This window comes from Shewanella sp. VB17, from assembly GCF_013248905.1.
In the GTDB taxonomy this organism is placed as follows: domain Bacteria; phylum Pseudomonadota; class Gammaproteobacteria; order Enterobacterales; family Shewanellaceae; genus Shewanella.
Genome location: NZ_JABRVS010000001.1, coordinates 2,343,253 through 2,365,832, shown reverse-complemented (window position 1 = coordinate 2,365,832; position 22,580 = coordinate 2,343,253). Strand labels below are relative to the sequence as shown.

Sequence of the window (22,580 nt, the reverse complement as noted above, 5' to 3'; positions counted from 1 at the left end):
AAGACTGCCTATCCAACGCACCGCTTTGGCCGCAATGATAGCGCTATTAACACTAATAGGATGTACTCCCACAGTGAAGATAGCGCCACCAGATAAACCTATCGTGATCAATCTTAATGTGAAGATTGAACATGAGATCCGCATAAAAGTGGACAAAGATCTTGATGCTTTGCTCACCAATGATGAGCTATTTTGATCACGCTCTGTAAATAAAAGGGATACACAATGAAAACTAAATTTTTGGTCCTCGCTGCAGTCACACTACTAAGCTTGAATGCATTCGCTATGTCATTACAAGATGCTAAATCTCAAGGCTTAGTGGGTGAACAAGCCAATGGCTACCTAGGCATAGTGGTCAATAATGCTCAAGGTAATGCTGTTGTGGAGCAAGTCAACACTAAACGTAAAGCACACTATCAGAAAATTGCCAAAAGTAATGGCATATCAGCCAATGAAGTGGCCAAACTGGCCGCTGAAAAAGCAATGAAAGCCGCTACTTCAGGTGAATATATTCAGACTAGCAGCGGTAAGTGGCTCAAGAAATAAGGCATTATAAAGTGTCAATAACTCAACAAACACACCATTGTTTGTTGAGTGGTAACATATCACTAATACCGTATACCCAAACCACTTCTCGAGATGCAAGATCCTGCATCTCGAGGTCGCTTGGGTATAAGCTAATACCTCAATCTAGCGCTACCGCGCAAACTATCATTATCTCTTACAATCAACTTTACCCTCGATGCGTGATCAGCGAGCTTAACAGCAACGGGGCCAAATACTTGACTGCCATCATTAAACTTCCATCTTTGTTGCACTATCTCACCGTCTTCATCATAGCTTTGCGAGATAAACACATCGACCAAACCAAGATTAATGTGCTTAATCACCGCAACAGGCTTCATTTTTTTCGCTTTAGTGTTAACGGTAATGATTGCCGATGAACTGCTGCTCAAACCTGCATCATCGGTCACGGTCAAGGTGACGGTATAATCGCCATCTTCAGCATATTCATGCACCACGCTCTGGCTATTCCACACACTGTTATCACCAAAGTCCCACAAGTGGCTTACAATAGAGCCATCTTCATCAGTAGAGGTACTGGTAAAGCTTACCTTCGCACCTTGAACATCAGCAGTAAAACGGGAAACTGGTGCTATATTATCAGCTTCAAGTAATAAAGAGATAATAATAGGATCATGATCAGATGAGCGGTATGCATCGATATTATAAAGGGTGACCAACTGTGAGTCTGACTTAAACTCGGTATTATAATCCAGTGAGCTTGGCTCATCGGTATTGATGTGCCATTCGGTTACATCAATCACCTTACTCAGTAATTGACTATTGGCTAACGCATGGTCTAACTGGCCAGATTCTCCTGAAAATACGTATGAATATGCTCCAGGTTTATCGAAATGTTCGAATAATTCTGTAAAATCAGCCCCTTTTAATATTGATAGCGGATCCTCTTGTGCATAAGCATTAAGATCACCAATCAGTAATACCGGCGCTTGAGGATAATGCTCTGCTAACCAAATACTGGCCGCTTGCGCTGCATAAGTACGGGTTAAATTACAATTAGCCTGACCATCATTAAGATCCGGATCGCCGATACTGTCACACCCACTTCCCTTCGACTTAAAGTGATTCACCGCCACAACCAATGACTGTTCGCTACCATTAAGCCTAAACGTTTGAGTCAGCATAGGACGATTTTTATTATCATTAAACAAAGGCACGCCAGCATCATTTAGCGGCGAATTAGCAGAGGATAACACGTGAGCTCCGCTTTGTGGGGTAACCTTATCGTGTCGATAAATCATCCCAACCGCAATCGCATCAGTACCAATGGAGTTTCCTCCTGCATTGATATAGGTATAGCGAGTTTCACCCACGGCTTCATTTAGGCCTGACACTAAATCGTCAATCGCAGATCCTGCTCCAAAACCATCATTCTCAATTTCCATTAAACCAAATATATCAGCATTAATCCCCACCATAGCGCTAATGATTTTGGCACGCTGGCGCGTAAATTCGATGACAGTATCCGCCCCTCTCGATGTTGGGAAACCACCACCAAGGCCATCACCATTGAAGTAATTCAACACGTTAAAGCTTGCTACGGTTAAATTTCCCCCTTCAGCCAGATCTGGCATGATGCTTCTCGTATTTTCAGCAACAAAATTGACCGTATCAACAGGCATTAAACGATACTTGCCAAAACTAAAATGCATGACAGCATTAAGATCTGTAATTGTGTCCCCGACTCTCACCGTATTACTTGAATCTAAACCTGGTGCTGGATAGCGAATAGGATCGGAATTTTGCACACTCAAACCATCGTCAAGTACAATGGCATCTCGTGCATTTGCGGCACTCACCGCCAGAGCATCACTGCCTGGGGCGGCCACTTGTGTGCCGATAAAGTGACGTTGACTCCCCAACATTAATTCACCATAGCGGCCTAAATGATACACTTCGTTCACCACAAGCTGTTGAGTAAAGCTAACGCGCATTCCTTCAAATGCCTCAAAATCGACGATGTTCTCAACAGGCAATGTCACATTCACCGCACTGGGGATCGATTGAGATGATCCACACCGAGTATGAGCAACAATGTCAGTAAGCTGAGTTAACCCATTAAATTCTTTCACAACGGCTTGAATACGAACCCGATCTCCAGCCAAATAATGAATATTTCCTCCCGTATAGACAAAGACACCTTCTGAAGTCAACGGATCAGCATCCACAGCATTGTCCGGCATCTGCATAAAGAATCCCTGTAAACCAGACGCTTGATTACTGGTCACAATCGCTTCTACTTCAATCGTTTGACCATTAAAAGGACTCATATCCGTGTGCCCCTGCAGTGCATGAATGCTCACCGCAGGATCATGACACACTAGTTCAACAGGGATAGGTGGCTCTACCGGATCGTCACCATTGAATTGTCCTAGATCTGTAATGTCATCCTGAGCAAAACCTAGCCAAGTCTCCAAGCCCACTTCATCATCTACTACGGTATCTGCGATAAGTGTCTGTGGATCACGAATCAAAGTATTATTTTTTGTCGATAAAGTGCCACTGCCCCACTCACTCCCGGGATCAAAACCCACTTGACCTAGGCTATCGACCACCACATTACCTGAAGTTAACACAATGGCATCATCACCATTGAAAAAATCAATGTTACTAACCCGATCTGCGACAGCCAATATTGCTGCACTCGCATTGTGATTGGCCACAACATACACTTCACCTGCCGCTAATGATCCCGATAACGGGATCCTACCACCCGCTTGTGTACTGCCGTTAAAATAAAATTCAACTTGGTATTGACTCAAATCAAGAGTATTAGTACTTAAGTTATAAAGTTCGAACGCTTTATTGTTACCACTGCCCTCAACATATTCAGAGAAAATCAGATCATCTGCCCCTTGGGCAAACGTAGACATACTCGCCATCAACAAAGAAAGTAAGCTTGCTTTAATCAACATATCAACCCCTTAATATCATCCATGAAACCTAAGTTCCATTACAAAAACTGGCTATTTTTCAAACACCTATTTATTACCAATCGGAAACAGCATAAAACATAAAATCAAATCATAAAACAAAATAATTACAATTTAGCTACGAAATCGATAATAAAAAACCAAGCAATAACTTTAAAGGGAGTCTATTAGGATACTGTGTGAGCAAATATTCGATGACGGCTCTATAAAAGACCACTGGAAAAGTAATCCACTAGAATATAAATATGACAGGGCTGTAACGATAAATAGGAAAAGTAGGCACGATTATTTAGGGTGGACAATAATGCCACAGTCTAAGATATTGACGAAATAAATAAACCGTCATTTCTCTAAGCTCGACATGCCAGCTCTAGCATGTCGAACAAGTTAGAAGAAAGATGTAAAACTCTTAAGTCTATTAATCTCTTTGTAGTGCAACGATAGGATCTAGCCTCGCTGCTTTTTTAGCCGGGTATAGTCCAAAACCAATACCAATGGTCATGCATACTCCCAAGGCTAAAATAATGGCTGAAGGTGACCAAGCTATTGGCCAGCCAGCCGCTATTGAGATCACCATCGCCAGTAACTGACCGACACCGATCCCGATAATGCCTCCTGTGGCAGAGATGACAATACTCTCAATTAAGAATTGGCGGGCGATATCTTTCCTTTTGGCACCTAAAGCGCGTAATAATCCTATTTCACTGGTGCGTTCCATTATCGTAGCTAACATGATATTCATGATCCCAATTCCACCTACAAGCAATGAAATTCCTGCAACACAGGCCATCACAATATTAAATATCTGTTGGGTTTTTTGATGCTGAGCTAATAAATCTGCTGGTACTACGATGTCATAATCTTGTTCTCCACCGTGGCGACGATTCATTAAATGTCGTAAACTTTTCGCCGCCAATGAGGGCTCTACACCGATGGCTATTGACATTTTAAACGCATCAAGTTCATCTTCAAGGGGGGTGAAATTTAACTTCTTCAATGCGGTCGACAAAGGAATAAATACCTGATTTCGTTCACCACCTAATTTGACACCTTGAATTTTAGATTGGCCCACATTGGCATCTGTTAATGTACCAATGACAGTAAACCATTGATGATTAATCTTTATCACACTGCCAATAGCATTCCCTTGTGGAAATAAGCTTCGCGCCGCTTCTGGGCCTAATACTGCCACTTGCCTAAAATAAAGCTCATCACTAGCAGTGAATATTTGACCATCACTTAACGCCAAAGACGTTAAAGAAAAGTAGCTAGTTGTCACACCTTTAACGTGTGCATCACTGCGACCCTCCAAGCTAAATAAACTAAACACCTTCACTTGTTTCTCGGCGCTCCACTCCTCCACAAAAGGTAACGTCTCTTTGGCACTTTCGACATCCCTTAAATTTAACCCTAAACTATGCTCACGTATTGACTTTAACGCTTCCCCATCAGTCGTTCTAGCGTTAACGACTACGTTTCTTACCCCCATGGATTCGATCATTTTGAGTGCTTCACGTTCGGCACCTTCTCCAACACTTAACATCGCAATGACAGCACCAACACCAAATATCATTCCCAATAAAGTCAACGCTGTACGAAGCTTATGGTGACGCATTTCATCAAATGCTTGCTTTATACCTTCGACATACGCTCTACTTTGAACCATTAGAAACTTCATATTCGACTCCTTTTAGGCGGAGTTGTCAGTGCAATAACATCGCCGATGGTTAAACCATCGATGATCACCGTGCGATTCAAACTGCGGCTTCCAAGGATCACAGCTCGCTTCATAAAACCGTTAACCGTCTTCACATAAACCCAATATTGGCCCTCTTTTTGAAAGATAGATTGATTAGGCACTGTCAACACATCGTCTGCACTCAACAAATGCACACTCGCATGGACTTGTCTGCCAGGTTGCATAATCTCCACGAATGTTTTATCTAAGCTAACGGTAAATTGAAAGTAATTAACCGGGCTATCTTTATCTTTAGGTTTAGCGAGTGCATCTAACTGGATCACTTTCCCTTGAAAAGGTCGATCTGGATAAGCATCGAGATACACAGTTGCAGTTTGGCCTATGGCTAAACCCGATGCTTCAGATTCTTGTACATAGAGTTTTGCCTGCATCACAGAAGTATCAGGTAATAAACCAATGGCAAAACCTGACCATATCATGTCACCCACAACCGGAAATGATCCATCCCATCCCTTTTGGTACACAAATAGACCATCGTGAGGGGCAATGATCTCCATATGTTTCAGATTGTTTTTGAATCGATTAATTTTGGCAGCATGTCCTTTTTGCTTAAGCTTAATCAATTTCTGCTCAGCCTCAGCCTGAGAAGCATGTTGTGCTAAACTCCAATCAAAGTAATGTACTTTAGCTGTTAAGTAATCCTGATTTCGCATCTGATCAATGATTTCAATCTTGGTATAAACCCGCTCATCATCACTAAAATAACGCTCAGCCAAATCTTTTTCCTGACGAGTTATCTCAATTCCTTGCTGCAACATTTGGTTGACGGTGTGATCTTTTTCTGCTTGAATTTGACTATCAAAACCTAACTGTTTGTGATCGAACCCTTCCATAATTAAGCGATAACTTTCACGTTCCGGATCCATTCTTGCGACCACATCACCGGCTTTAACTTGAGTAAAGTTATCTAATAACCACACCAAAGATTGAGGACCTCGTAGCCCTGTCGGTACGGTCACAGCGGTTGACTGGCTGGCCTCTAACTCACCTGTCGCTGGAATATCAACCTTAAAATTTTCCCGCGTGATATTCATGGTAAGCACACCATCTTCAACATGTTGATCACAGGCTGAGAGGCTTAAACACCCCACGACAATAACGACACACAATATTTTACTTAAATAAAGTCCTTTTCCTGTCAGCCTAATGCACTCCAAAAGTACATATTTCATGGCAATAAAACCTCTTGATTTAACACTAACCCTGAGGTAATAGACACTCGTTCTTTACCCATTTTTCCGATGCTCACATTCTGCTTACTGTCACTAAATACACCCGGAAGTAACACAAATGCCTGCCCAGCATCATAATGTACGGCATCGATAGACAACAATAACACCTGTTTATCATCGGTAATATCAATCGATATTTTCGCCGTCATTCCAGGTCTCATCAGATCTTTATCTGGCTCATCAATACTGGCTACAGCATCAAAAATCACTAAAGGTATGTCTTGATTTTTATGTCTAAACACCGCACCTAGTTCAATAATTTTCCCCATAAAAACCTTATCGGGATTGGCATCAAGCTTAATTTTTAATACTTGACCGACTTTAACTCGTCTGGCTTCGACCTCGGGAATGGTCATGTTGACCTGCATATGTGTTAGATCCGGAATACTCAATAATGTATCGCCTACATACACAGATTGACCCTCTTTAATTTTATTGCCACTAGGATCATTACCGTATACCAGCATGCCGTTACGCGGAGCCAAGATAGTGAGCGAGTCTATGCCTCGCTGCAGTTGATCGACCTCAATGGACAGCTTTTGTTTATCCCCCATCAACATGGCTTCTCTTTGCTTGGCACTTTGTGCTTCAAGCGCCAGCTTCTGATCTATTAGGATGACTTTATCTCTGGCAATCACCGCATCTTTTTCATACTTAATTTTATCGATCGTCGCTGTCGTCATATCCGAAAGTGCATACTTACGTTCAGCTTTCTCTACATTCATCTTCGCTTCGGCCAGAGATAACCTTAGCTCTTCAATTTTTTGTGCATTTCTTAATTTAGATGTCTTGATATCTTGACGAGTTGCTTCAAAATCAGCGGTTTTAACCGTCAGGCGTTGCGATAACTCTGAGGTATCAAGCTGAGCAAGCATGTCACCTTTTTTAACCTCAGACCCCTCTGGCGCTAGCTGTTTAATTTGATATTGCCATGCTCGACGTATCACTGGGGGGTTAACAACTGCCGTGTCAGCGGACACAAGCTCTCCTGTCACTTCAAGGCTTTGACTTAAAATGCCTTTTTCAACTGACGTCACCATAGAGTGATTGCATGCTGTTAACATTAACAGCGAAACAACAAGAGCCATTATCGGTGGACAACGAACGACTACAATCGCATTAACGCTAAACTTCATGGTCTCACCTTCGCATTAACTAATACACTCATGCCTGGAATGATATTGATTTTTGCATCGGATATAAAATCAATCTGGAGGCTAAACCAGTTACTATTCCCCCAGCCTGGCTGCTTCAATGCTTGTTTGTCTATGGTATTAATGTGCCCAGTAAACGTCATGTCGGACTGTGCATCAACTCTTAGGTTGACTTGACTGCCAACCTTTATTTTGTCGACATCAACCTCATTCACCCAAGCAAGTACTTCTAACTCTTCCATCGCCGGTAAACTGGCGACTTCACGACCCACCTGTACTGTGTCACCAATCGCATATTTCTTTTGCGACCAAGGATCGCTACTGTAGAGTATCGGCCCTTTTATCTCAGCTTTCAGTGTCAGCTTCGCTATTCCATCCAAAGCTTGCGTGAGTTCAAGTTGGGCTCGACGTCTATCGATGGCAAGTTGTGCCAGCTTGCTGCTTTGTTTATCGAGTTCCTCTCTTAACGTTTGCTCAGCTTTGCTCAGCTCGCTGTTCGCCTGCATAAGCTTAAATTGGTTATCTGCATAATCTTTTGCTGCAATATACTCTGCAGGCACATTCGCATCGAGTTTACTTTTATCTCGCTCAGATCGCTTTTCTTTTACATCGAATTGAGCCTGTAACACGCTCGCCTTTAAATCGATAGACTGGCTTTGTTCTTCAGCGGTCACTCTCAGTAAACTCGCTTCTAGCTGTTCAATCTGATTATCAATTTGGCTCTTATCGAAAATCATCACTGTGTCACCAGGACTTGCTATCGAGCCTTCTGGCAACATCCATTGTATTTGATAGCGCCAAGCATCACCGGCTTTAGGTACCATCAATAACTGTGATTGAATAGACGAAATTTTCCCCGTTAATAATAAATGTTCAGCTTCTATGGTATGATTAGCGTCTAACTCTTCGGCATTGACAGCAAGCATATAGCCAAGAGTCATCGGTAACATCATCAATAATACTCTCATCGAACATAGCTTACCGTTAGTATTAAGCCACATACTCACCCCGCTGTTCAATTCCAATAATTTTGCCATCACGCATACGAATAATACGTTGTGCATACGCTGCCACGTCTTCTTCATGGGTCACGAGAATAATGGTCTGTCCAGCTTTGTGTAGCTCAGTAAAAAGCTCCATAATTTCGCTAGCAGTTTGACTGTCTAGCGCGCCTGTCGGTTCATCAGCAAGTAAAATTGCTGGGCGATTAATTAATGCGCGAGCGATAGCAACTCGCTGCCTTTGACCGCCTGACAACTGATTAGGACGGTGTTTTTGTCGTGTACCTAATCCTACTCGTGTTAATAACTCACTCGCATAATCGATATCATCATTAGGAGGGGAGGAAAAACGTAAAGGCAATAACACATTTTGAACGGCGCTCATGCGAGGCAGTAGATGAAAGCTTTGGAACACAAAGCCTATCTCTTTATTCCGCACAACAGATAATGCATCGTCATCTAAACGTGCAACCTCTTGCTCATTAAGCTGGTAACTGCCTGAGCTGGGTTTATCTAAACACCCTATGATATTCATTAATGTTGACTTTCCAGAGCCTGAAGGCCCCATAATAGCAACAAACTCATTTTTATTAATGCTAAACTCAACCTCTTTAAGTGCAAATATGAAGCTATCACCCATCTGATATTCTTTACTTAACCCACTGACTTTTATCATGACTATCTCACTCGCACATATCGATATATACTTAAACGGCCTAAAGATGCAGAATTCAACCATCCTATGGGGATTCTGAAACGAGCATCTTAAAGTGGCTTTGGTATAACGTCTCACATCAGTGATTGAACAACTGCATTACATTGATCTAACAACTTCAGTCTGTACCATTAAACTTATCATACCGCCCCCTATTGCTATTGGAACAATCCAAAACGAACAAGCCCAACATAAGAGTGGCATTGATACATAAAGTTCAAAAGATTAACAGATGTATCATCACTTTTTCACCTGAAAACATGAATAAATGTATTCAATAACTAAGAGCAAAGCATCAATGAGGGACCGTGAATTAACTGTATATCCCTAACAAGCTCAAAATAGCGATACAGGCAAAAGGGGCCCATAGGCAGACATTCCGGAGTGACCACTTTATATCACTATCAAACGCAATAAAGAGTTGCCAAATAGCAAATACTCCAAAGTTCAGGGCCACAAACAACACCAATCCAAATCCTTGCATATTAGAAATAACATCCATACCACAGGCTCCTAGTACCATGCTGGAAAGAACAAGAAACACTGACACAAAGTGAAAAACACAATGCAATACTGTTTTCACTAATGGAGTCAAGTTCGAGGCCAACATTGGCTGTAAATATTGCTTACTGCCATAGGTAAAATGACCCAAACACGTTAATAACCCAAGAATAGCCGCCGCAATAAAAAAAATGTTCATGATTTTATATCCATTATTTCATTTATATTTGAATGTGTATGTCATAGAAACATAGACAGGTTATGACACTAAATGCTTTCAGCAATTCACATTAATGATTGCGAAACCTTTATAATGCGGCTTTTGATAAAAATTACATGGTGGCCATAATCCAGTAATCGAGTCGCTTTTGTGGCTCAGCTAACAGTGACTGGCAAGTGACTTTATATTTCCCCATTAAAGAAGCTAAACTTTTGTCACTCGGTAGGCTCGATAACTGCTTGTCCTTGATAGCAGCCAGCGTGCTCGACACCTGGTTCTTGTTCTGATATTGCTCCGCCAGTCCAACAGCCTGCTCAGCAGAAACGAGCAAGCGATCACCGACCGCTTTCATTTGAGGCACGTTCATACTGGCAATCGCATTGGAACTTATCTGATAATAAGAAGCACACTCCAGAACCTCATGATTAAAAGCGAGTTCCGCTTCGCTTGGACTCACCACTGCCATAGCAGAAGCACTCAACAAAAGACCAACAGGAATAATAATCAGGGATGGTTTTCTCAGGTTAACACCTGCAGTAAACTTAATAAAAATAGAACTCAACATGATGCTTCCAATCATAAGATAATGAAATGACTTTATGCTGGTCAGTTCTACTTTAGTTATCACTGAATATCAAGTGAATAGAAAACAAAATCCGTTTTATGTGTTCCACCGTTAGGCGTTACATTTTGGCACCACTTGCATCACGATTGTCGATTTTCTAACAACACCACATTATCCCCAAATGACCTCAAAATGCAGGATTAAACCATCCTATGTAGACTCTGAAACGAGCACATTGATGTGGCTTGGGTATAAATACAAAGCCCTAGAAAATCATCCTTTCTGGATCATTAAGCGTCGTTAAATCTGGCTGTTTTTCACTCACAAACCAAATATTCATTAGCATCTTTACTCGCTGATTTTTAGACTATACTTTGTTTAATTTTGCAGAGGAAGCCGTCACTATGTCAAGGACACGAGCTGAATTCAGCCAGTATTATGTGATCGCTGCTGTGGTTGCCGCAGAGCTCAATCATACATTAACTTACTGCAAGCAAATTAATCTTACTGCCAGCAATGCGCAAGCTGCCTCATCGAGGGTCGGCAATGCTGCATTGGGATTTAAAGCATTAACTGGCTTTATTGATGACCTCTCTAATTACACGATGAAAGCAGCAACCGACATTAACTTACTCGCCAATAAAGCCAGTAAAATGGCGACAGAAACAGCAAGAGCTGCCACTGCACTAAAGCATTTTGAAAAAGCAAAACATGATTCGCACAATGCACCATATGGCAATACTATTTTACCCGCATATCAGCATATTTCTCATCGTTACTCTCAACTTCAAGATTCTTTTAAAAAAATTATGAACCAAATGGAGACACAACTCCATGAACTTAAACGTAACCTAAGAACCGCCAATATTCTGGCCTCGATTTGTCGAATTGAGGCCTGTCGTGTTGATGTGGCAAATCAAGCCACATTTAATGATGTCGCTAATCGCGTTGATTTTGTTGCTAATAAAATTCGTCAGAGGGTGGATAACGCTATTTCACTTTTTGATACATCAGTAACCAAAAAAGCTGCCTAATTTATGTCTATTATGCAAGTTTATCAGGGATACCACACTAATGAAGAGTCAAGTACTCGTTGAAACCCCCACCCACAAATGGATTTATTTTGGACGAGATCCTGAAAAGCCTGAAAAAATTATCGATACTAACCAGTATATGATAGTGACTGAACACAAAGCCCTTTTAATGGATCCTGGTGGTATTGAACTTTTTGCGCCCATGTTGGCCAGTATTGTCAAACATATTCCTCTTGAACAACTCACCCATCTTTTCGCATCACACCAAGATCCGGATATCATCTCTTCACTTGGACTTTGGGATCAAACGTTACCCGAAGCCAAACTGTATTCACCTTGGATTTGGGAAGGATTTATTCGTCATTTTGGTATGAATAACATTCAATATGAAGCACTTCCAGATGAAGGCAGCCGATTAATATTGGATCAAACTGAAGTGCAATTTATTCCTGCGCACTATCTACATTCATCGGGTAACTTTCATGTTTATGATCCAGCAACCAGAGTCTTAATGAGCGGTGATGTGGGTGCTGCACTAGAAGATCCCAATGCCAGTATTTTTGTTGACGATTTTGAAAGCCATGCGAAAAAAATGACTTTTTTTCATCAAAGATGGATGCCGTCAAATGCCGCTAAGAATGACTGGATAGCAAGAGTCCGAAAGCTAGACATTGAATATATGTGTCCTCAACATGGAAGGATTTTTACCGGCAAACAAGTCGGACAGTTCCTCGATTGGTTTGAAAAACTCGAAGTCGGTCAAGCCATCACACATGCATCAAACTAACATGAAAATTCAATAAGTAACTCACATAATTACCTTCAAAGGCTCATGAATTACCCAGCATGAGCCTTACTCCATCAAAAATGTAATCTGACGTTTGGATGCACAAGTCATCGTGATATTTAGAAGTATCGTGCGAAGTCACTTCCTTGCTTACTCGCCTTAATAGGAGCGTTAACTACTGGGGTACCGATATACAAAAAGCCCACAATCTGATCATGTTCCGTTAACCCTAAACCTGCATTCACTTTAGGATCAAAGGCGACACTGCCTGTTCGCCAAATAGCCCCTAAACCGGATGCAAATGCAGCTTGCTGCATCGCCATCGTAGCGCAACTTGCAGCAATAACCTGCTCAAGTTGAGGAATTTTATCATGTTCAACTGGTTTAGCGACCACCACTATCACCATAGGAGCGCGAAGTGGCATAGACAATGCTCTTTTTTGCGCCACCTCACTAGCCTGATTGCTAATCGCTGCATCGACAAATACTTGCCCTAAACGCGCGAGACCATCACCTTGGGCAATCACAAATTCCCAAGGTGCTAGACCTCCGTGATCTGGGACTCTAGCACCCGCATCGAGTATCATGTTCAATTGTTCTTTATCAGGACCTGGCTCAGCAAGACGAGGACATGACTGTCTTGTTAGCAATAATTCAATAGCGTCCAATGGAGGCTCCTATATGTCAATCGGAATAAACCTGTGTTCGACTCAGATCTATCACAGCTTAATACCGATAAATACTGTCTATAACAAACAAGAATAATAGCAAAAAATCCCTGTTTCTCATACAAAAATCCCACCGAAATGGTGGGATTTGATGTTGGTTTAATCTGACTTCTAGAAGCAGTAAATTATTGACTCTATTTATTAAGTGACTTAGTAATATAATAATCCATGCTGGTATAACGACCTCCTCCCATAAATAACAGCGCTAGCAACATAAATAAATAAGTGATAGCAAATTCAATACCGTTATTCAGCACCACAAAGTTACCTGAACTTGTTAACCATTCGTAATTGCCATTTTCCTGTAACAATGCCTTCGCTGCACTCAATTTATCTCCCGCTGCAAGTACCTGATCATTGGCCAGCCAAGAATTAACATCAGCAATAGCCAACCAACCGTTATCCCAATGGACAGCAAACGCAGCCACCAACATAGTGACCATAAGTGGGATAGCAATGAGACGAGTCGCCAATCCAAAAATAAGCAAGCCACCTCCAATCAACTCAGTGCCAGCAGCCAGAGACACCATCACTTCAGGAAAAGGTAACCCTAATCCCCAATCAGGATTGCCGAACCAAGCAGCTGAGTCGCTAAAGTGAGATAATTTATTATAACCTGCTTGCATAAGCACTGGTGCAAGGTAAAGCCTAAGCGCAAGAGGCGCTATCCCCTCGAAATAACTGAGTAAGTCGACAAATCTTTGATATAAATTAATAATTAACATGATCATTCCTTTTTCTATTATTGCTTAAATAGACCTCCAACAGGAGAATTTTATTTCAAACAGTTCTTATTTCTATCAACTTAATTTTAACTCTCAGTATTCCACAAAAATCAGTGTGTTGAAGCGACTAGTACATAGCTTAGTCTATCAAAAGTAAAAATTGTTCAAAATAATCAAGGTAGACTTGTGCGCCATGTGGATTGTGATTATGTTCAATACTATTAACCCGCTTTTCGCCATAAAATACATTATCAGATGCCATTAACAATGACCAACAGGCCGCAAATATCCAATAAACATTAACAGCTGCAGGTAATGCCGATTTAGCCGCTATGGTGAGTTTAGGATGGCCGAGTAAATAAGACTCAATTAATGCTTCTCGCTGCAGAGTCGACAGCCGATGAGTCGACAATACGACGGCAAGATCAAACAAAGGATGTGATCCACAGGCATATTCAAAATCAATACAAAAAACTTTCCCATTTTTAAACAATAGATTATGAGGGTTGAGGTCTCTATGGCTATATTGACTGGCTAAGTGACATTCATCTAACTCTGCAAGCCATTGGTCTATTTTTTCCTCCACGTCCAACAGTTGCTGCAAGTGTACTTGCCATTGCTTGATTATCTCACTGTTTTTTACCCGTAAACTTTGACCCTGCATAGCAAGCAATTGATCCCGATATATCCGCCACTGAGTAGACACCTCAATCACATTATCCGGCACAGCTAATTTAGCCAGTCCAAGTAAAAGGGCTAACAATTGTCGATGAGCATTGGGTTTATTTAACGGATCATCAATTAGAGGGGCATGAGTACAAAGTAAATCAGACCATTGATTGTCAGGATCTTCCTTAATGTATTCACTGAGAAAATAAGTATGATCAGGGCTGACATAATACAAACAAGGTGCTAATCCGGCATCCGCTGCCAAGCGCCAATTTTTCACTTCTGCTTGACGATCACAAAGTTTGTCACTCGCCGATGAGTTGCTGCGTAACACCCATTGACGTTCACCATCAGTGATCAGGTAATTGACGTTACTTAATCCATGGGTAAGCCTTATTACCTTGGATGAATAAGATAACTTTAATCCAAATAGAGTAAGATCATCGACCACAAAATGGGGTAATATCGCCAGTAGCTTCTCAGCTTGATTCATAAATAGATCAACTTAAACAAGGTCATTGAGGAAAACGCCACCGTAAACTGAAGCATGCAACTTAACTGATCACGGTTAAGTTTTCATTCCGCATGCTTGAACGCCACAAAAAGTAACCACCAATAGCCATGCCCACATACACAATAAACAACAAAGAGGTTAACATTAAGCCCTTTTGTAGGTAAAGATAGATTGAAAATAAGTCGATAACGACCCAATATAACCAATTTTCTAACACTTTTTTAGCCACTAAATACGTTGTCATAACAGCATAACAAGTCGTAGCAGCATCGAGATAAGGGTATGATGCTTGAGTATAATTTGTCATAACAAACCCAATAGATATCGAGATCAACGCAGTGATCAATATCATCTGCAGATGTCGAACAAGGCTCCATGAAATAACACCGCTATGGTTACCTTGCCTATCTTTAGACCATTGCTGAAAACCATATATCGCCATCGCCATATAGTAGATATTCAGTACTGACTCCATTAACAATGATACCTTCCAAAACAGGGCAGTATAAATGGCCGTACTCGTAAAAGCGGCAAACCAACACCAGATACTGCCTTTCATCGCCAGTACCAAATAGGCTGCAGCTAACACCACCGCTAGTGCTTCCCAGGCGGTCAATGCATTGGCTTGAGAGAAAGCACCTGTTAATGTGCTTAATAATGCTGACCAAAAGTCTGTCATTGAATCATCCATTCTGATTTAATTAGTCTAAACAATGCATCTCTAAAAAGTGAGAGCGGAGCCTGATATTAGTAATATTTAAGGTGATTACGATTCATTATTACTGCACTATTGAGTATGAGATAGGTTTAGTTCACCGCCGATAAACTTACACACAAACACAGCTTTACCCCATTTCTCGTGGGCTGCTTCCATTTCAGTGGCCAACATATCCATCACCTCTTTATACTCACCACACACTTGAGTTGCCATGGCATTGGTTTTTCGCTCTATATTTACATAGCTATCGACTCGAGCAATAAACCATAGAATGGGATCTAAATAGTTATCTTGTAAAGGGTAACAACTAATTTCTGCAGTTAATTTCATTTTATGACCTTAGGCCGCCTTCTAGTGCGGCCAAATAATAAATATTGATACACATATCAATAAAGATGATCGGGCATGTAAACCGAGTCACCTTTACTAAAGGAACTTAACACTAACAGTTAACCCTAATTGACGAGGATCGCCATAGCGGATGTATTGCTTGTCAGCCCAATCTTGATCCGGCTCATTACCAAAATAAAACCCTCGGGTGCCGTATTGCTCATCAAACAAGTTACGTCCCCATAAATAGGCTGACCAGTACTCAGCTTCATAACCCACACGGGCATTAAAAATGGTATAAGCTTGTGATTTTGACTCGTTGCTGTCTGAGTAATAAAAATCACTTTTACCACTACCTGTTACATTCGCAAACCAGCCAGAGTCGGTACGATAAGTCGCACCAGCACTGTAAGTGAATTGAGGAGAATGCGCCAGCTCACGCCCGCTTAAATCCACGGTATTCCCACCTCCATCCTGGTATGCATAATCTCCATAGGCCGTTTCTAACCACCCAAGACTGGTATATAGCTTAAGATTATTGGTCGCATACCAAGTACCATCTAGTTCTGCGCCATAGTTATGCGAACTACCGGCATTTTCGGTATAGAGAATAAACTCAGAGATATCATCTGGATTCTGTTGCGATGCAGCAACTTGTTGATCTCGCCTGTCCATATAAAACAATGAGAAGTTAGTATTGGCAGCCCCATCGAGCCAAATGGACTTCAAACCTATTTCATAATTATACAAGGTCTCGGTGTCATACTCTTTCTTATCAGACAGCTCCACAGGAAGTGACATGTTAAAACCGCCCGCTTTGTAACCTCGAGCGACTCGCATATACGCCTCATGATCATGGTTCAGGGTTTTACTAAGGGCGACATGACCACCCCACATTGTTTCACTTGGATCAAATTCCTGACCATTGACATCAATAACATGGCCATCTTTATCCTCTTTACGGCCGCTATCTTCATAGTCACTCTGGCGGCCCTCTAGGCGAAGTCCTATAGACAATAAATAACCATTAGAATAGTCGGTATCTATTTGACCAAAAACAGCGTAAGTATTCGCATTATAACTCGCATCTAAATATTTAGTTCTCTCATTATATAACGGAGCTAGTTTTCCTGAATTGTATTTAGAATAATCAGTCGTTAGGTTCTCCTCATCTAAGCGGGAATAATAAACACCAATTAACCAATTAGTAGAATTTAAAAATATTCTGCCGGCATCATTAGAAGATAACCTTAATTCTTGAGATAAAGTCGTTCTCTCTCCCTCTTTATCCCAAGTCGCGTTATAAACACAAGGTTTAGTGCCTATAGACACGCCACAATCCAAACCAGCCCAATAATCAGGGTTAGCCCAATCACCATCGTAATTATAATCTGTTTGTGAATTGGCATAAGACGTCAAAGAAACCAGCTCAAATTTGTCGGCCCCCGTATAAGTAAACTTAAGTGAACTGCCTGTGGTGCGCTGCTTATCAACACCAGGGGCATCGGTCAGCGTATTTTCACCATTATTGTCCAAAGTCCACACATCATAGCCATTATCATAATTGGCATGCAACAAGGTTAAGTCCACCTCTAAATCGTCCGTGGCATACCAGCGCAATTTTGCTCGGCCAGTAAATTCATCACGAGCATTGGTGTCATCACGGCCTAGATAGAGATTATCTTGGTAACCATTTTGATTATGTTGTTGTAATGAGACGCGATACAATAACTTGCCGGAATCGGTTAATGGTCCTGAACTAAAACCACTAAAAGTTGTCAATGCATCGTCACCGACAGAGACTTCCGCACCATGCTCAAACACATCGGTAGGGTCATTACTTTTAAGATAAATAAGCCCAGCAAGCGCATTGGCGCCATAACGGGTGCCTTGAGGTCCACGAAGCACTTCAACTTGCTGTAAGTCGTACATACTCGATATCATGCCTAACCCTGACATATCGATATCATCAATAATGTAACCGACCGAAGAATTAGGTGCACCTTGATATTCCTCTTGCTCACCCACACCTCTGATTTGAAAATATTTAGGTCTTGAGCTTCCTCCTGACCAATTCAAATTCGCGATGGAATTTAATATATCTTCAAAGTGCTGCGCACCTTCATCTTCAATCTGTTGTTGATCGATAATCGTGACACTAGACGGCATCTTTTCAATCGCCGTGCCACGAAAGTCTGATGCAACCACCACCACTTCCATTTCATCCTCTAGTTCAGAATCTTGGTTCTGTTCAGCAGATAGCGCATAGAAACTAGTCAGCACACTCGAAACTACCAGCGCTGCTGGTGACATTTTTTTTATCGTAAACCGTTTTGAAACAGACATGAGGACCCCAAATGATTATTTTGAGATCCGGCAATTGAAAAGCGAGAAAGGATATTGAATTTGATCATGATTGAAAAATCAAAAATTGGCCCATTCCTACGCCGGTATAAGCCGGATCAGGTTCAAAGGGTTTGTCACATGACATCTCAGATACCGTATATAATACGATATCACCCCTTGGCGCTAGCGATTATACATGATTAATACAAATGATTGACATACTTGTGTGGTCATTTGCACATAAAAAATGCCAACTTACATGTTGGCACTCATGTCGATGCAAAAATAAGTTAGTTAGAAAAAGCCATCCTCACATACAATTCATACCTAACGGCATTAGCACTAGGTGAAACACCAGACACTTGAATTTGCTGTTTTCCATGAATTTTTAATGATTTCCACGCCACACCTTCATCGTCAAGTGAATAGCCATTAATGTCATACCACGTAAACTTATATTGGAGACGAAGAGAAGTAGCAACTTTACTTATGATCAAGCCTGATCCTTGTAAAAAACCTTCTTGCTGACGAGATTTAAGCTGTTCAACGCTAATTTCACTCGCAAATGATCGATTATCGACTCTCACCTCACCGGTTGAACTGGCCATTAATCCAGCGGAATGTGGTGCGCATGCACTCATAAATAAGGCAAAAGTAATCACTAAAATAAATTTTATCATTGTGTATTCTCAGACGGATCTTAACGTTAACGGAGCCATGAATGCCCCATAAAATGGTGTTCTCTACGCGATGGTTATCTTTACGTTGCTAATATCCGCCCTAAAGGTCTACCACCGACTAAATGCATATGAATATGATAAACCTCCTGACCACCATGTTTATTACAGTTCATAATTAACCGGTATCCATCGTTAGCTATCCCCTCCTCTTCAGCAATTTTGGCAGCAACGGTCATCATACGACCTAATGCTCTCTCATCTGAAGCTTTAACATCATTGACAGTAGCAATAAGATGATTAGGAATAATCAAGATATGGCTTGGAGCCAGAGGATTGATATCACGAAACGCGGTTACCAAATCATCTTGAAATAAGATATCTGCGGGGATTTCTCTACGTATAATTTTACTAAAAATAGTTTCTTCTGCCACTTATTATTCCTCTTTATAAACTCAATGTTAGGAGTATACCTGTAATTATCGAAATTGGGAGTGCACCACTGTATTTGTCATACCAATTTAAAGACACATAACTTTGAAATTAATAGCTATATTTATTGTTTATATGGAAGTGGCCTAGGTATTATTAACAAGAAACTAAAAATGAAAGGAACAACATAAACATTGAAACAGCAAGGAGAAATGAATCGATAAACCCTCCAATATAGATTAAAGGCAGGGCTTCGTTAATTAACTATCTTCAACGACTTAAATTTTATTTACTGAGCATTTTAATTCACTATAAAACGCTCAGTAAACACTCAATTAAGTCTTAATTAATATACTATTATCTAATGACGTACCTCATGCAAATGAGTTTGTGCCCATGCAATAGCTTGACCTCGACTCGACACACCAATCTTTCTAAAAGCGCGATAAAGGTGAGTTTTAATCGTACTTTCACTCACAAAAAGTTGATTGGCTATATCCACATTTGTACTGCCTCTTAGCAGTGCTTGCAAAACCTCTCTTTCACGCATTGTGAGGCTATCAGTGCCATCAACTTGAGATACATTATCTTGATTTCGCTGTAGCAGCTCTGCTGGTATAACAGACTGACCTCTTAAAATATTTCCCAAACTATGACCGATTGTTTCCAAAGTCGTATTACAAAAAAAGACTCCTGCTGTCACTGTTGAATGAATAAGAAAACGCGCATCTATTTGCCTAGGGAAGTGTAAAAAAACAACCCGTGCAGATAATTTTTTTTCAACGAAACGCTGAATTTGATATGCCTTTTGAATATCAACCGTCGCTAGATCGATGATAATCAGTGAGAAATCTCCATTTGTAACCTCAAGCTCGACATTCTCTGGAGGTATTTTAAGTAACTTGACTAAAAACTCTTGAGGCCAACGAGTATCAAGTAAATCAGTGAGAAGATTAGATCGAGAAATGACGACCCAGTTTATGACTTTAAACATACTGCGACTCCATGTCGACAAAATTAACCATATTGACAACCCCTAGAGGCAACAAAATATGAGTGATACCAAATAAAGCCTGTAACCTATTACTTACTTAGGTTATCAACAAAATAGTAAAGAGTTCCGCCCTCAAGCCTTGTATTATTCATCGGCTCTGGGGGCATAATAACAAGCACACTTCACTATTCTGTTTAAAGGCCGCTTGTGTTAAAGTGGTGATCCTTTTTCTGTAGGTACGTATTAGAAAAAGAACGAACGGCACTAACAACCGCTAATGCATAGTATGTAAGGGATAGCTGTTAACATCGTCAACATAAAGTATTAAGGTTATTGTGCCGAACGGCTATTCTCACCTTCGACCTAATACTTAACTACTAACACTTTATAAAGCTATATCAAACTCTTATGGATTATATTTAAACAAAATCTGGTCCACATTTAATTGTTGCTATTATGTAGCAATTTGAGTGTATTTCAAAGCTCTATTAAGTAAAAAAACATTAATTTTTTGTTAACTCTCTAAAAGCTAACATGACTAAAGCTAATTACTGTAGACATAGAGATGAAATTTTTACTTTCAGTATAGAAAACCAGCATATAAATAATATTATCCAAGCCAGCAAGCTGACTATCTGTCGGGGCGACAAAGAGAGATACTCAAGCCACTTCAAGAAGCCGTTTTAGAGTCACAATAGGATGGCAGAATAAGGCAGTGATTGAGGCAATGGTTATTCCCTTGTTGATGCAGGTATTTTATCGGAACTCCTGCAGAGCATGAGGAGAAGCAACCTATGTTTTCGTTATGAAATATTGAATTACACTGAATGGATTCAGGCGCAATTAACGCCCCTGAACTCGGTCACTTCTCTATATGATTGACAATTCACCTTAAGATGAATTGTCAATATACTTAATAAAATCAACGATTGCGAAGTGCAGCAATGCGTTTTTCCAAAGGAGGGTGGCTCATCATCAATTCTGACATGGACTTCTTACCATTGATACCCAGTGCAGACATTTGAGCAGGCATCGCTCCCGTAGCTGGACCTTGGCGTAAACGCTCAAGAGCCGCAATCATCTTTTCTTTACCGGCAAGTTTAGCTGCACCCTCATCGGCCTTAAACTCTCGAATGCGTGAAAAATAAGCCACAATCATCGAAGCTAAAATACCAAACAACATATCCAAGACAAAAACCACCGCCATATAAGCGAACATCCCTAAACCTTCACCCTCTTCGTCATTACTTGACACAACATTATTAATCATTCCCGCGACCACGCGAGCAGCAAAGATGACAAAAGTATTTACCACACCTTGGATTAACGTTAATGTCACCATGTCGCCATTGGCCACATGACTCACTTCGTGTGCTAATACGCCTTCTATTTCATCTTGACTCATGCCATAAAGCAACCCACTACTGACTGCCACTAATGCATTATCTTTACTTGGCCCAGTCGCAAAAGCATTAAGTTCTTCTGACTGATAAATAGCCACTTCAGGCATCTTAATCCCAGCTTGCTTAGCTTGACGAGCCACCGTGTCAACTAACCAGCGTTCAGTGTTATCACGTGGATTGGTGATCACTTCACACCCCATGGTTTTCTTTGCCATCCATTTAGAAATAGCCAAGCTAATAAAAGCACCACCGAAACCAAAGAGCGCGGCAAACACCAAGAGACCTCCCATCGTCGAGGTATTAACACCCAGCAGTGACATCACAATTGATGCGACAAGTAAAATTGCCATATTGGTTGCTATCAATAATAAAATACGCATTAACTAAGCTCCTAATTAGGTACTTGAGTACCAGATCCTACATCGTTAAAGACATAATATGTCCTAAAAATGAAAATTCAAGGGAGAAATCAAAAATAAAACACACACTATAACGACTGCGTAAATCATACATGGCAGGAAAAGATCCACAATGATCCAGATTTAACATTATGCAGTA

At 40.9% G+C, this 22,580-nt stretch carries 22 protein-coding genes and 1 riboswitch; of the genes, 4 read left to right on the top strand and 18 right to left on the bottom strand.

Annotation, left to right across the window (positions count from 1 at the left end):
• Positions 1 to 34: 34 nt before the first annotated feature.
• Together HQQ94_RS10165 and HQQ94_RS10160 are read left to right on the top strand one after the other, a co-directional pair.
• Positions 35 to 196, top strand: coding sequence for a YnbE family lipoprotein (locus HQQ94_RS10165; RefSeq protein WP_173296600.1), 162 nt, complete (start codon positions 35 to 37; stop codon positions 194 to 196).
• A gap of 29 nt (positions 197 to 225) precedes the next feature.
• Positions 226 to 546, top strand: coding sequence for a YdbL family protein (locus HQQ94_RS10160; protein ID WP_173294316.1), 321 nt, complete (start codon positions 226 to 228; stop codon positions 544 to 546).
• A 131-nt stretch (positions 547 to 677) separates the two neighbouring features.
• On the opposite strand, the gene HQQ94_RS10155 is transcribed toward HQQ94_RS10160, so the two are convergent.
• From HQQ94_RS10155 to HQQ94_RS10120, 8 genes are all read right to left on the bottom strand, one after another.
• On the bottom strand, positions 678 to 3,500 hold the full coding sequence (locus HQQ94_RS10155) for an ExeM/NucH family extracellular endonuclease (RefSeq protein ID WP_173294315.1): 2,823 nt from the start codon (positions 3,498 to 3,500) through the stop codon (positions 678 to 680).
• Between the two features lie 436 nt (positions 3,501 to 3,936).
• Positions 3,937 to 5,196, bottom strand: coding sequence for an ABC transporter permease (locus tag HQQ94_RS10150; RefSeq protein ID WP_173294314.1), 1,260 nt, complete (start codon positions 5,194 to 5,196; stop codon positions 3,937 to 3,939).
• The gene (locus HQQ94_RS10145) at positions 5,193 to 6,449 is read right to left on the bottom strand and encodes an efflux RND transporter periplasmic adaptor subunit (protein WP_173294313.1); all 1,257 of its coding nucleotides are present in this window, start codon (positions 6,447 to 6,449) and stop codon (positions 5,193 to 5,195) included. The genes HQQ94_RS10150 and HQQ94_RS10145 overlap by 4 nt, the downstream gene beginning before the upstream one ends.
• On the bottom strand, positions 6,446 to 7,645 hold the full coding sequence (locus HQQ94_RS10140; protein ID WP_173294312.1) for an efflux RND transporter periplasmic adaptor subunit: 1,200 nt from the start codon (positions 7,643 to 7,645) through the stop codon (positions 6,446 to 6,448). Before HQQ94_RS10140 ends, HQQ94_RS10145 begins: the two co-directional genes overlap by 4 nt.
• On the bottom strand, positions 7,642 to 8,700 hold the full coding sequence (locus HQQ94_RS10135; protein WP_254304038.1) for an HlyD family secretion protein: 1,059 nt from the start codon (positions 8,698 to 8,700) through the stop codon (positions 7,642 to 7,644). The genes HQQ94_RS10140 and HQQ94_RS10135 overlap by 4 nt, the downstream gene beginning before the upstream one ends.
• Positions 8,654 to 9,340, bottom strand: coding sequence for an ABC transporter ATP-binding protein (locus HQQ94_RS10130; RefSeq protein WP_173294311.1), 687 nt, complete (start codon positions 9,338 to 9,340; stop codon positions 8,654 to 8,656). The genes HQQ94_RS10135 and HQQ94_RS10130 overlap by 47 nt, the downstream gene beginning before the upstream one ends.
• Positions 9,341 to 9,692: 352 nt before the next feature.
• Positions 9,693 to 10,079, bottom strand: a complete 387-nt coding sequence (locus tag HQQ94_RS10125) for a hypothetical protein (RefSeq protein ID WP_173294310.1) — start codon at positions 10,077 to 10,079, stop codon at positions 9,693 to 9,695.
• A 133-nt stretch (positions 10,080 to 10,212) separates the two neighbouring features.
• Positions 10,213 to 10,566 (bottom strand): hypothetical protein, encoded by a 354-nt coding sequence (locus tag HQQ94_RS10120; protein WP_375335718.1) that lies wholly within the window; start codon positions 10,564 to 10,566, stop codon positions 10,213 to 10,215.
• A gap of 503 nt (positions 10,567 to 11,069) precedes the next feature.
• Between HQQ94_RS10120 and HQQ94_RS10115 the strand changes: the two genes are divergently transcribed.
• Both HQQ94_RS10115 and HQQ94_RS10110 read left to right on the top strand, forming a co-directional pair.
• Positions 11,070 to 11,699 carry a chemotaxis protein gene (locus HQQ94_RS10115; protein WP_173294308.1) on the top strand — a complete coding sequence of 210 codons (630 nt, stop codon included), beginning with the start codon at positions 11,070 to 11,072 and terminating at the stop codon, positions 11,697 to 11,699.
• A gap of 40 nt (positions 11,700 to 11,739) precedes the next feature.
• Positions 11,740 to 12,486 carry an MBL fold metallo-hydrolase gene (locus tag HQQ94_RS10110; RefSeq protein ID WP_173294307.1) on the top strand — a complete coding sequence of 249 codons (747 nt, stop codon included), beginning with the start codon at positions 11,740 to 11,742 and terminating at the stop codon, positions 12,484 to 12,486.
• A 119-nt stretch (positions 12,487 to 12,605) separates the two neighbouring features.
• Here the strand turns inward: HQQ94_RS10110 and HQQ94_RS10105 are convergent, their stop codons facing one another.
• The 10 genes from HQQ94_RS10105 to htpX form a co-directional block, all read right to left on the bottom strand.
• Positions 12,606 to 13,154, bottom strand: a complete 549-nt coding sequence (locus HQQ94_RS10105; RefSeq protein WP_173294306.1) for an NAD(P)H nitroreductase — start codon at positions 13,152 to 13,154, stop codon at positions 12,606 to 12,608.
• Positions 13,155 to 13,348: 194 nt separating this feature from the next.
• Complete coding sequence (locus HQQ94_RS10100; protein ID WP_173294305.1) at positions 13,349 to 13,939, bottom strand: DoxX family protein; 591 nt, start codon at positions 13,937 to 13,939, stop codon at positions 13,349 to 13,351.
• A 139-nt stretch (positions 13,940 to 14,078) separates the two neighbouring features.
• A complete protein-coding gene (locus HQQ94_RS10095) occupies positions 14,079 to 15,101 on the bottom strand; it encodes a phosphotransferase (protein ID WP_173294304.1) in 1,023 nt (340 codons plus the stop codon).
• A 61-nt stretch (positions 15,102 to 15,162) separates the two neighbouring features.
• On the bottom strand, positions 15,163 to 15,801 hold the full coding sequence (gene pnuC / locus HQQ94_RS10090; RefSeq protein ID WP_173294303.1) for a nicotinamide riboside transporter PnuC: 639 nt from the start codon (positions 15,799 to 15,801) through the stop codon (positions 15,163 to 15,165).
• Positions 15,802 to 15,909: 108 nt separating this feature from the next.
• The gene (locus tag HQQ94_RS10085) at positions 15,910 to 16,170 is read right to left on the bottom strand and encodes a YkoF family thiamine/hydroxymethylpyrimidine-binding protein (protein ID WP_173294302.1); all 261 of its coding nucleotides are present in this window, start codon (positions 16,168 to 16,170) and stop codon (positions 15,910 to 15,912) included.
• Positions 16,171 to 16,266: 96 nt separating this feature from the next.
• Positions 16,267 to 18,516, bottom strand: a complete 2,250-nt coding sequence (locus tag HQQ94_RS10080; protein WP_173294301.1) for a TonB-dependent receptor — start codon at positions 18,514 to 18,516, stop codon at positions 16,267 to 16,269.
• Between the two features lie 76 nt (positions 18,517 to 18,592).
• A riboswitch (TPP riboswitch) is annotated at positions 18,593 to 18,704 on the bottom strand.
• A 102-nt stretch (positions 18,705 to 18,806) separates the two neighbouring features.
• Positions 18,807 to 19,196: a YcfL family protein gene (locus HQQ94_RS10075; RefSeq protein WP_173294300.1), complete on the bottom strand. Its 390-nt coding sequence runs from the start codon at positions 19,194 to 19,196 to the stop codon at positions 18,807 to 18,809.
• Positions 19,197 to 19,276: 80 nt separating this feature from the next.
• The gene (gene hinT, locus HQQ94_RS10070; protein WP_173294299.1) at positions 19,277 to 19,627 is read right to left on the bottom strand and encodes a purine nucleoside phosphoramidase; all 351 of its coding nucleotides are present in this window, start codon (positions 19,625 to 19,627) and stop codon (positions 19,277 to 19,279) included.
• A 359-nt stretch (positions 19,628 to 19,986) separates the two neighbouring features.
• Positions 19,987 to 20,619 carry a response regulator transcription factor gene (locus HQQ94_RS10065; protein WP_173294298.1) on the bottom strand — a complete coding sequence of 211 codons (633 nt, stop codon included), beginning with the start codon at positions 20,617 to 20,619 and terminating at the stop codon, positions 19,987 to 19,989.
• Positions 20,620 to 21,541: 922 nt separating this feature from the next.
• The gene (htpX, locus tag HQQ94_RS10060) at positions 21,542 to 22,402 is read right to left on the bottom strand and encodes a protease HtpX (protein WP_173294297.1); all 861 of its coding nucleotides are present in this window, start codon (positions 22,400 to 22,402) and stop codon (positions 21,542 to 21,544) included.
• Positions 22,403 to 22,580 lie beyond the last annotated feature (178 nt).

Coding starts and splice junctions, on each gene's coding strand:
- HQQ94_RS10165 (WP_173296600.1), top strand. CDS start 35: ATGATAGCGCTATTAACACTAATAGGATGTACTCCCACAGTGAAGATA.
- HQQ94_RS10160 (WP_173294316.1), top strand. CDS start 226: ATGAAAACTAAATTTTTGGTCCTCGCTGCAGTCACACTACTAAGCTTG.
- HQQ94_RS10155 (WP_173294315.1), bottom strand. CDS start 3,500: ATGTTGATTAAAGCAAGCTTACTTTCTTTGTTGATGGCGAGTATGTCT.
- HQQ94_RS10150 (WP_173294314.1), bottom strand. CDS start 5,196: ATGAAGTTTCTAATGGTTCAAAGTAGAGCGTATGTCGAAGGTATAAAG.
- HQQ94_RS10145 (WP_173294313.1), bottom strand. CDS start 6,449: ATGAAATATGTACTTTTGGAGTGCATTAGGCTGACAGGAAAAGGACTT.
- HQQ94_RS10140 (WP_173294312.1), bottom strand. CDS start 7,645: ATGAAGTTTAGCGTTAATGCGATTGTAGTCGTTCGTTGTCCACCGATA.
- HQQ94_RS10135 (WP_254304038.1), bottom strand. CDS start 8,700: ATGGCAAAATTATTGGAATTGAACAGCGGGGTGAGTATGTGGCTTAAT.
- HQQ94_RS10130 (WP_173294311.1), bottom strand. CDS start 9,340: ATGATAAAAGTCAGTGGGTTAAGTAAAGAATATCAGATGGGTGATAGC.
- HQQ94_RS10125 (WP_173294310.1), bottom strand. CDS start 10,079: ATGAACATTTTTTTTATTGCGGCGGCTATTCTTGGGTTATTAACGTGT.
- HQQ94_RS10120 (WP_375335718.1), bottom strand. CDS start 10,566: ATGGCAGTGGTGAGTCCAAGCGAAGCGGAACTCGCTTTTAATCATGAG.
- HQQ94_RS10115 (WP_173294308.1), top strand. CDS start 11,070: ATGTCAAGGACACGAGCTGAATTCAGCCAGTATTATGTGATCGCTGCT.
- HQQ94_RS10110 (WP_173294307.1), top strand. CDS start 11,740: ATGAAGAGTCAAGTACTCGTTGAAACCCCCACCCACAAATGGATTTAT.
- HQQ94_RS10100 (WP_173294305.1), bottom strand. CDS start 13,939: ATGTTAATTATTAATTTATATCAAAGATTTGTCGACTTACTCAGTTAT.
- HQQ94_RS10095 (WP_173294304.1), bottom strand. CDS start 15,101: ATGAATCAAGCTGAGAAGCTACTGGCGATATTACCCCATTTTGTGGTC.
- pnuC (WP_173294303.1), bottom strand. CDS start 15,801: ATGACAGACTTTTGGTCAGCATTATTAAGCACATTAACAGGTGCTTTC.
- HQQ94_RS10085 (WP_173294302.1), bottom strand. CDS start 16,170: ATGAAATTAACTGCAGAAATTAGTTGTTACCCTTTACAAGATAACTAT.
- HQQ94_RS10080 (WP_173294301.1), bottom strand. CDS start 18,516: ATGTCTGTTTCAAAACGGTTTACGATAAAAAAAATGTCACCAGCAGCG.
- HQQ94_RS10075 (WP_173294300.1), bottom strand. CDS start 19,196: ATGATAAAATTTATTTTAGTGATTACTTTTGCCTTATTTATGAGTGCA.
- HQQ94_RS10065 (WP_173294298.1), bottom strand. CDS start 20,619: ATGTTTAAAGTCATAAACTGGGTCGTCATTTCTCGATCTAATCTTCTC.
- htpX (WP_173294297.1), bottom strand. CDS start 22,402: ATGCGTATTTTATTATTGATAGCAACCAATATGGCAATTTTACTTGTC.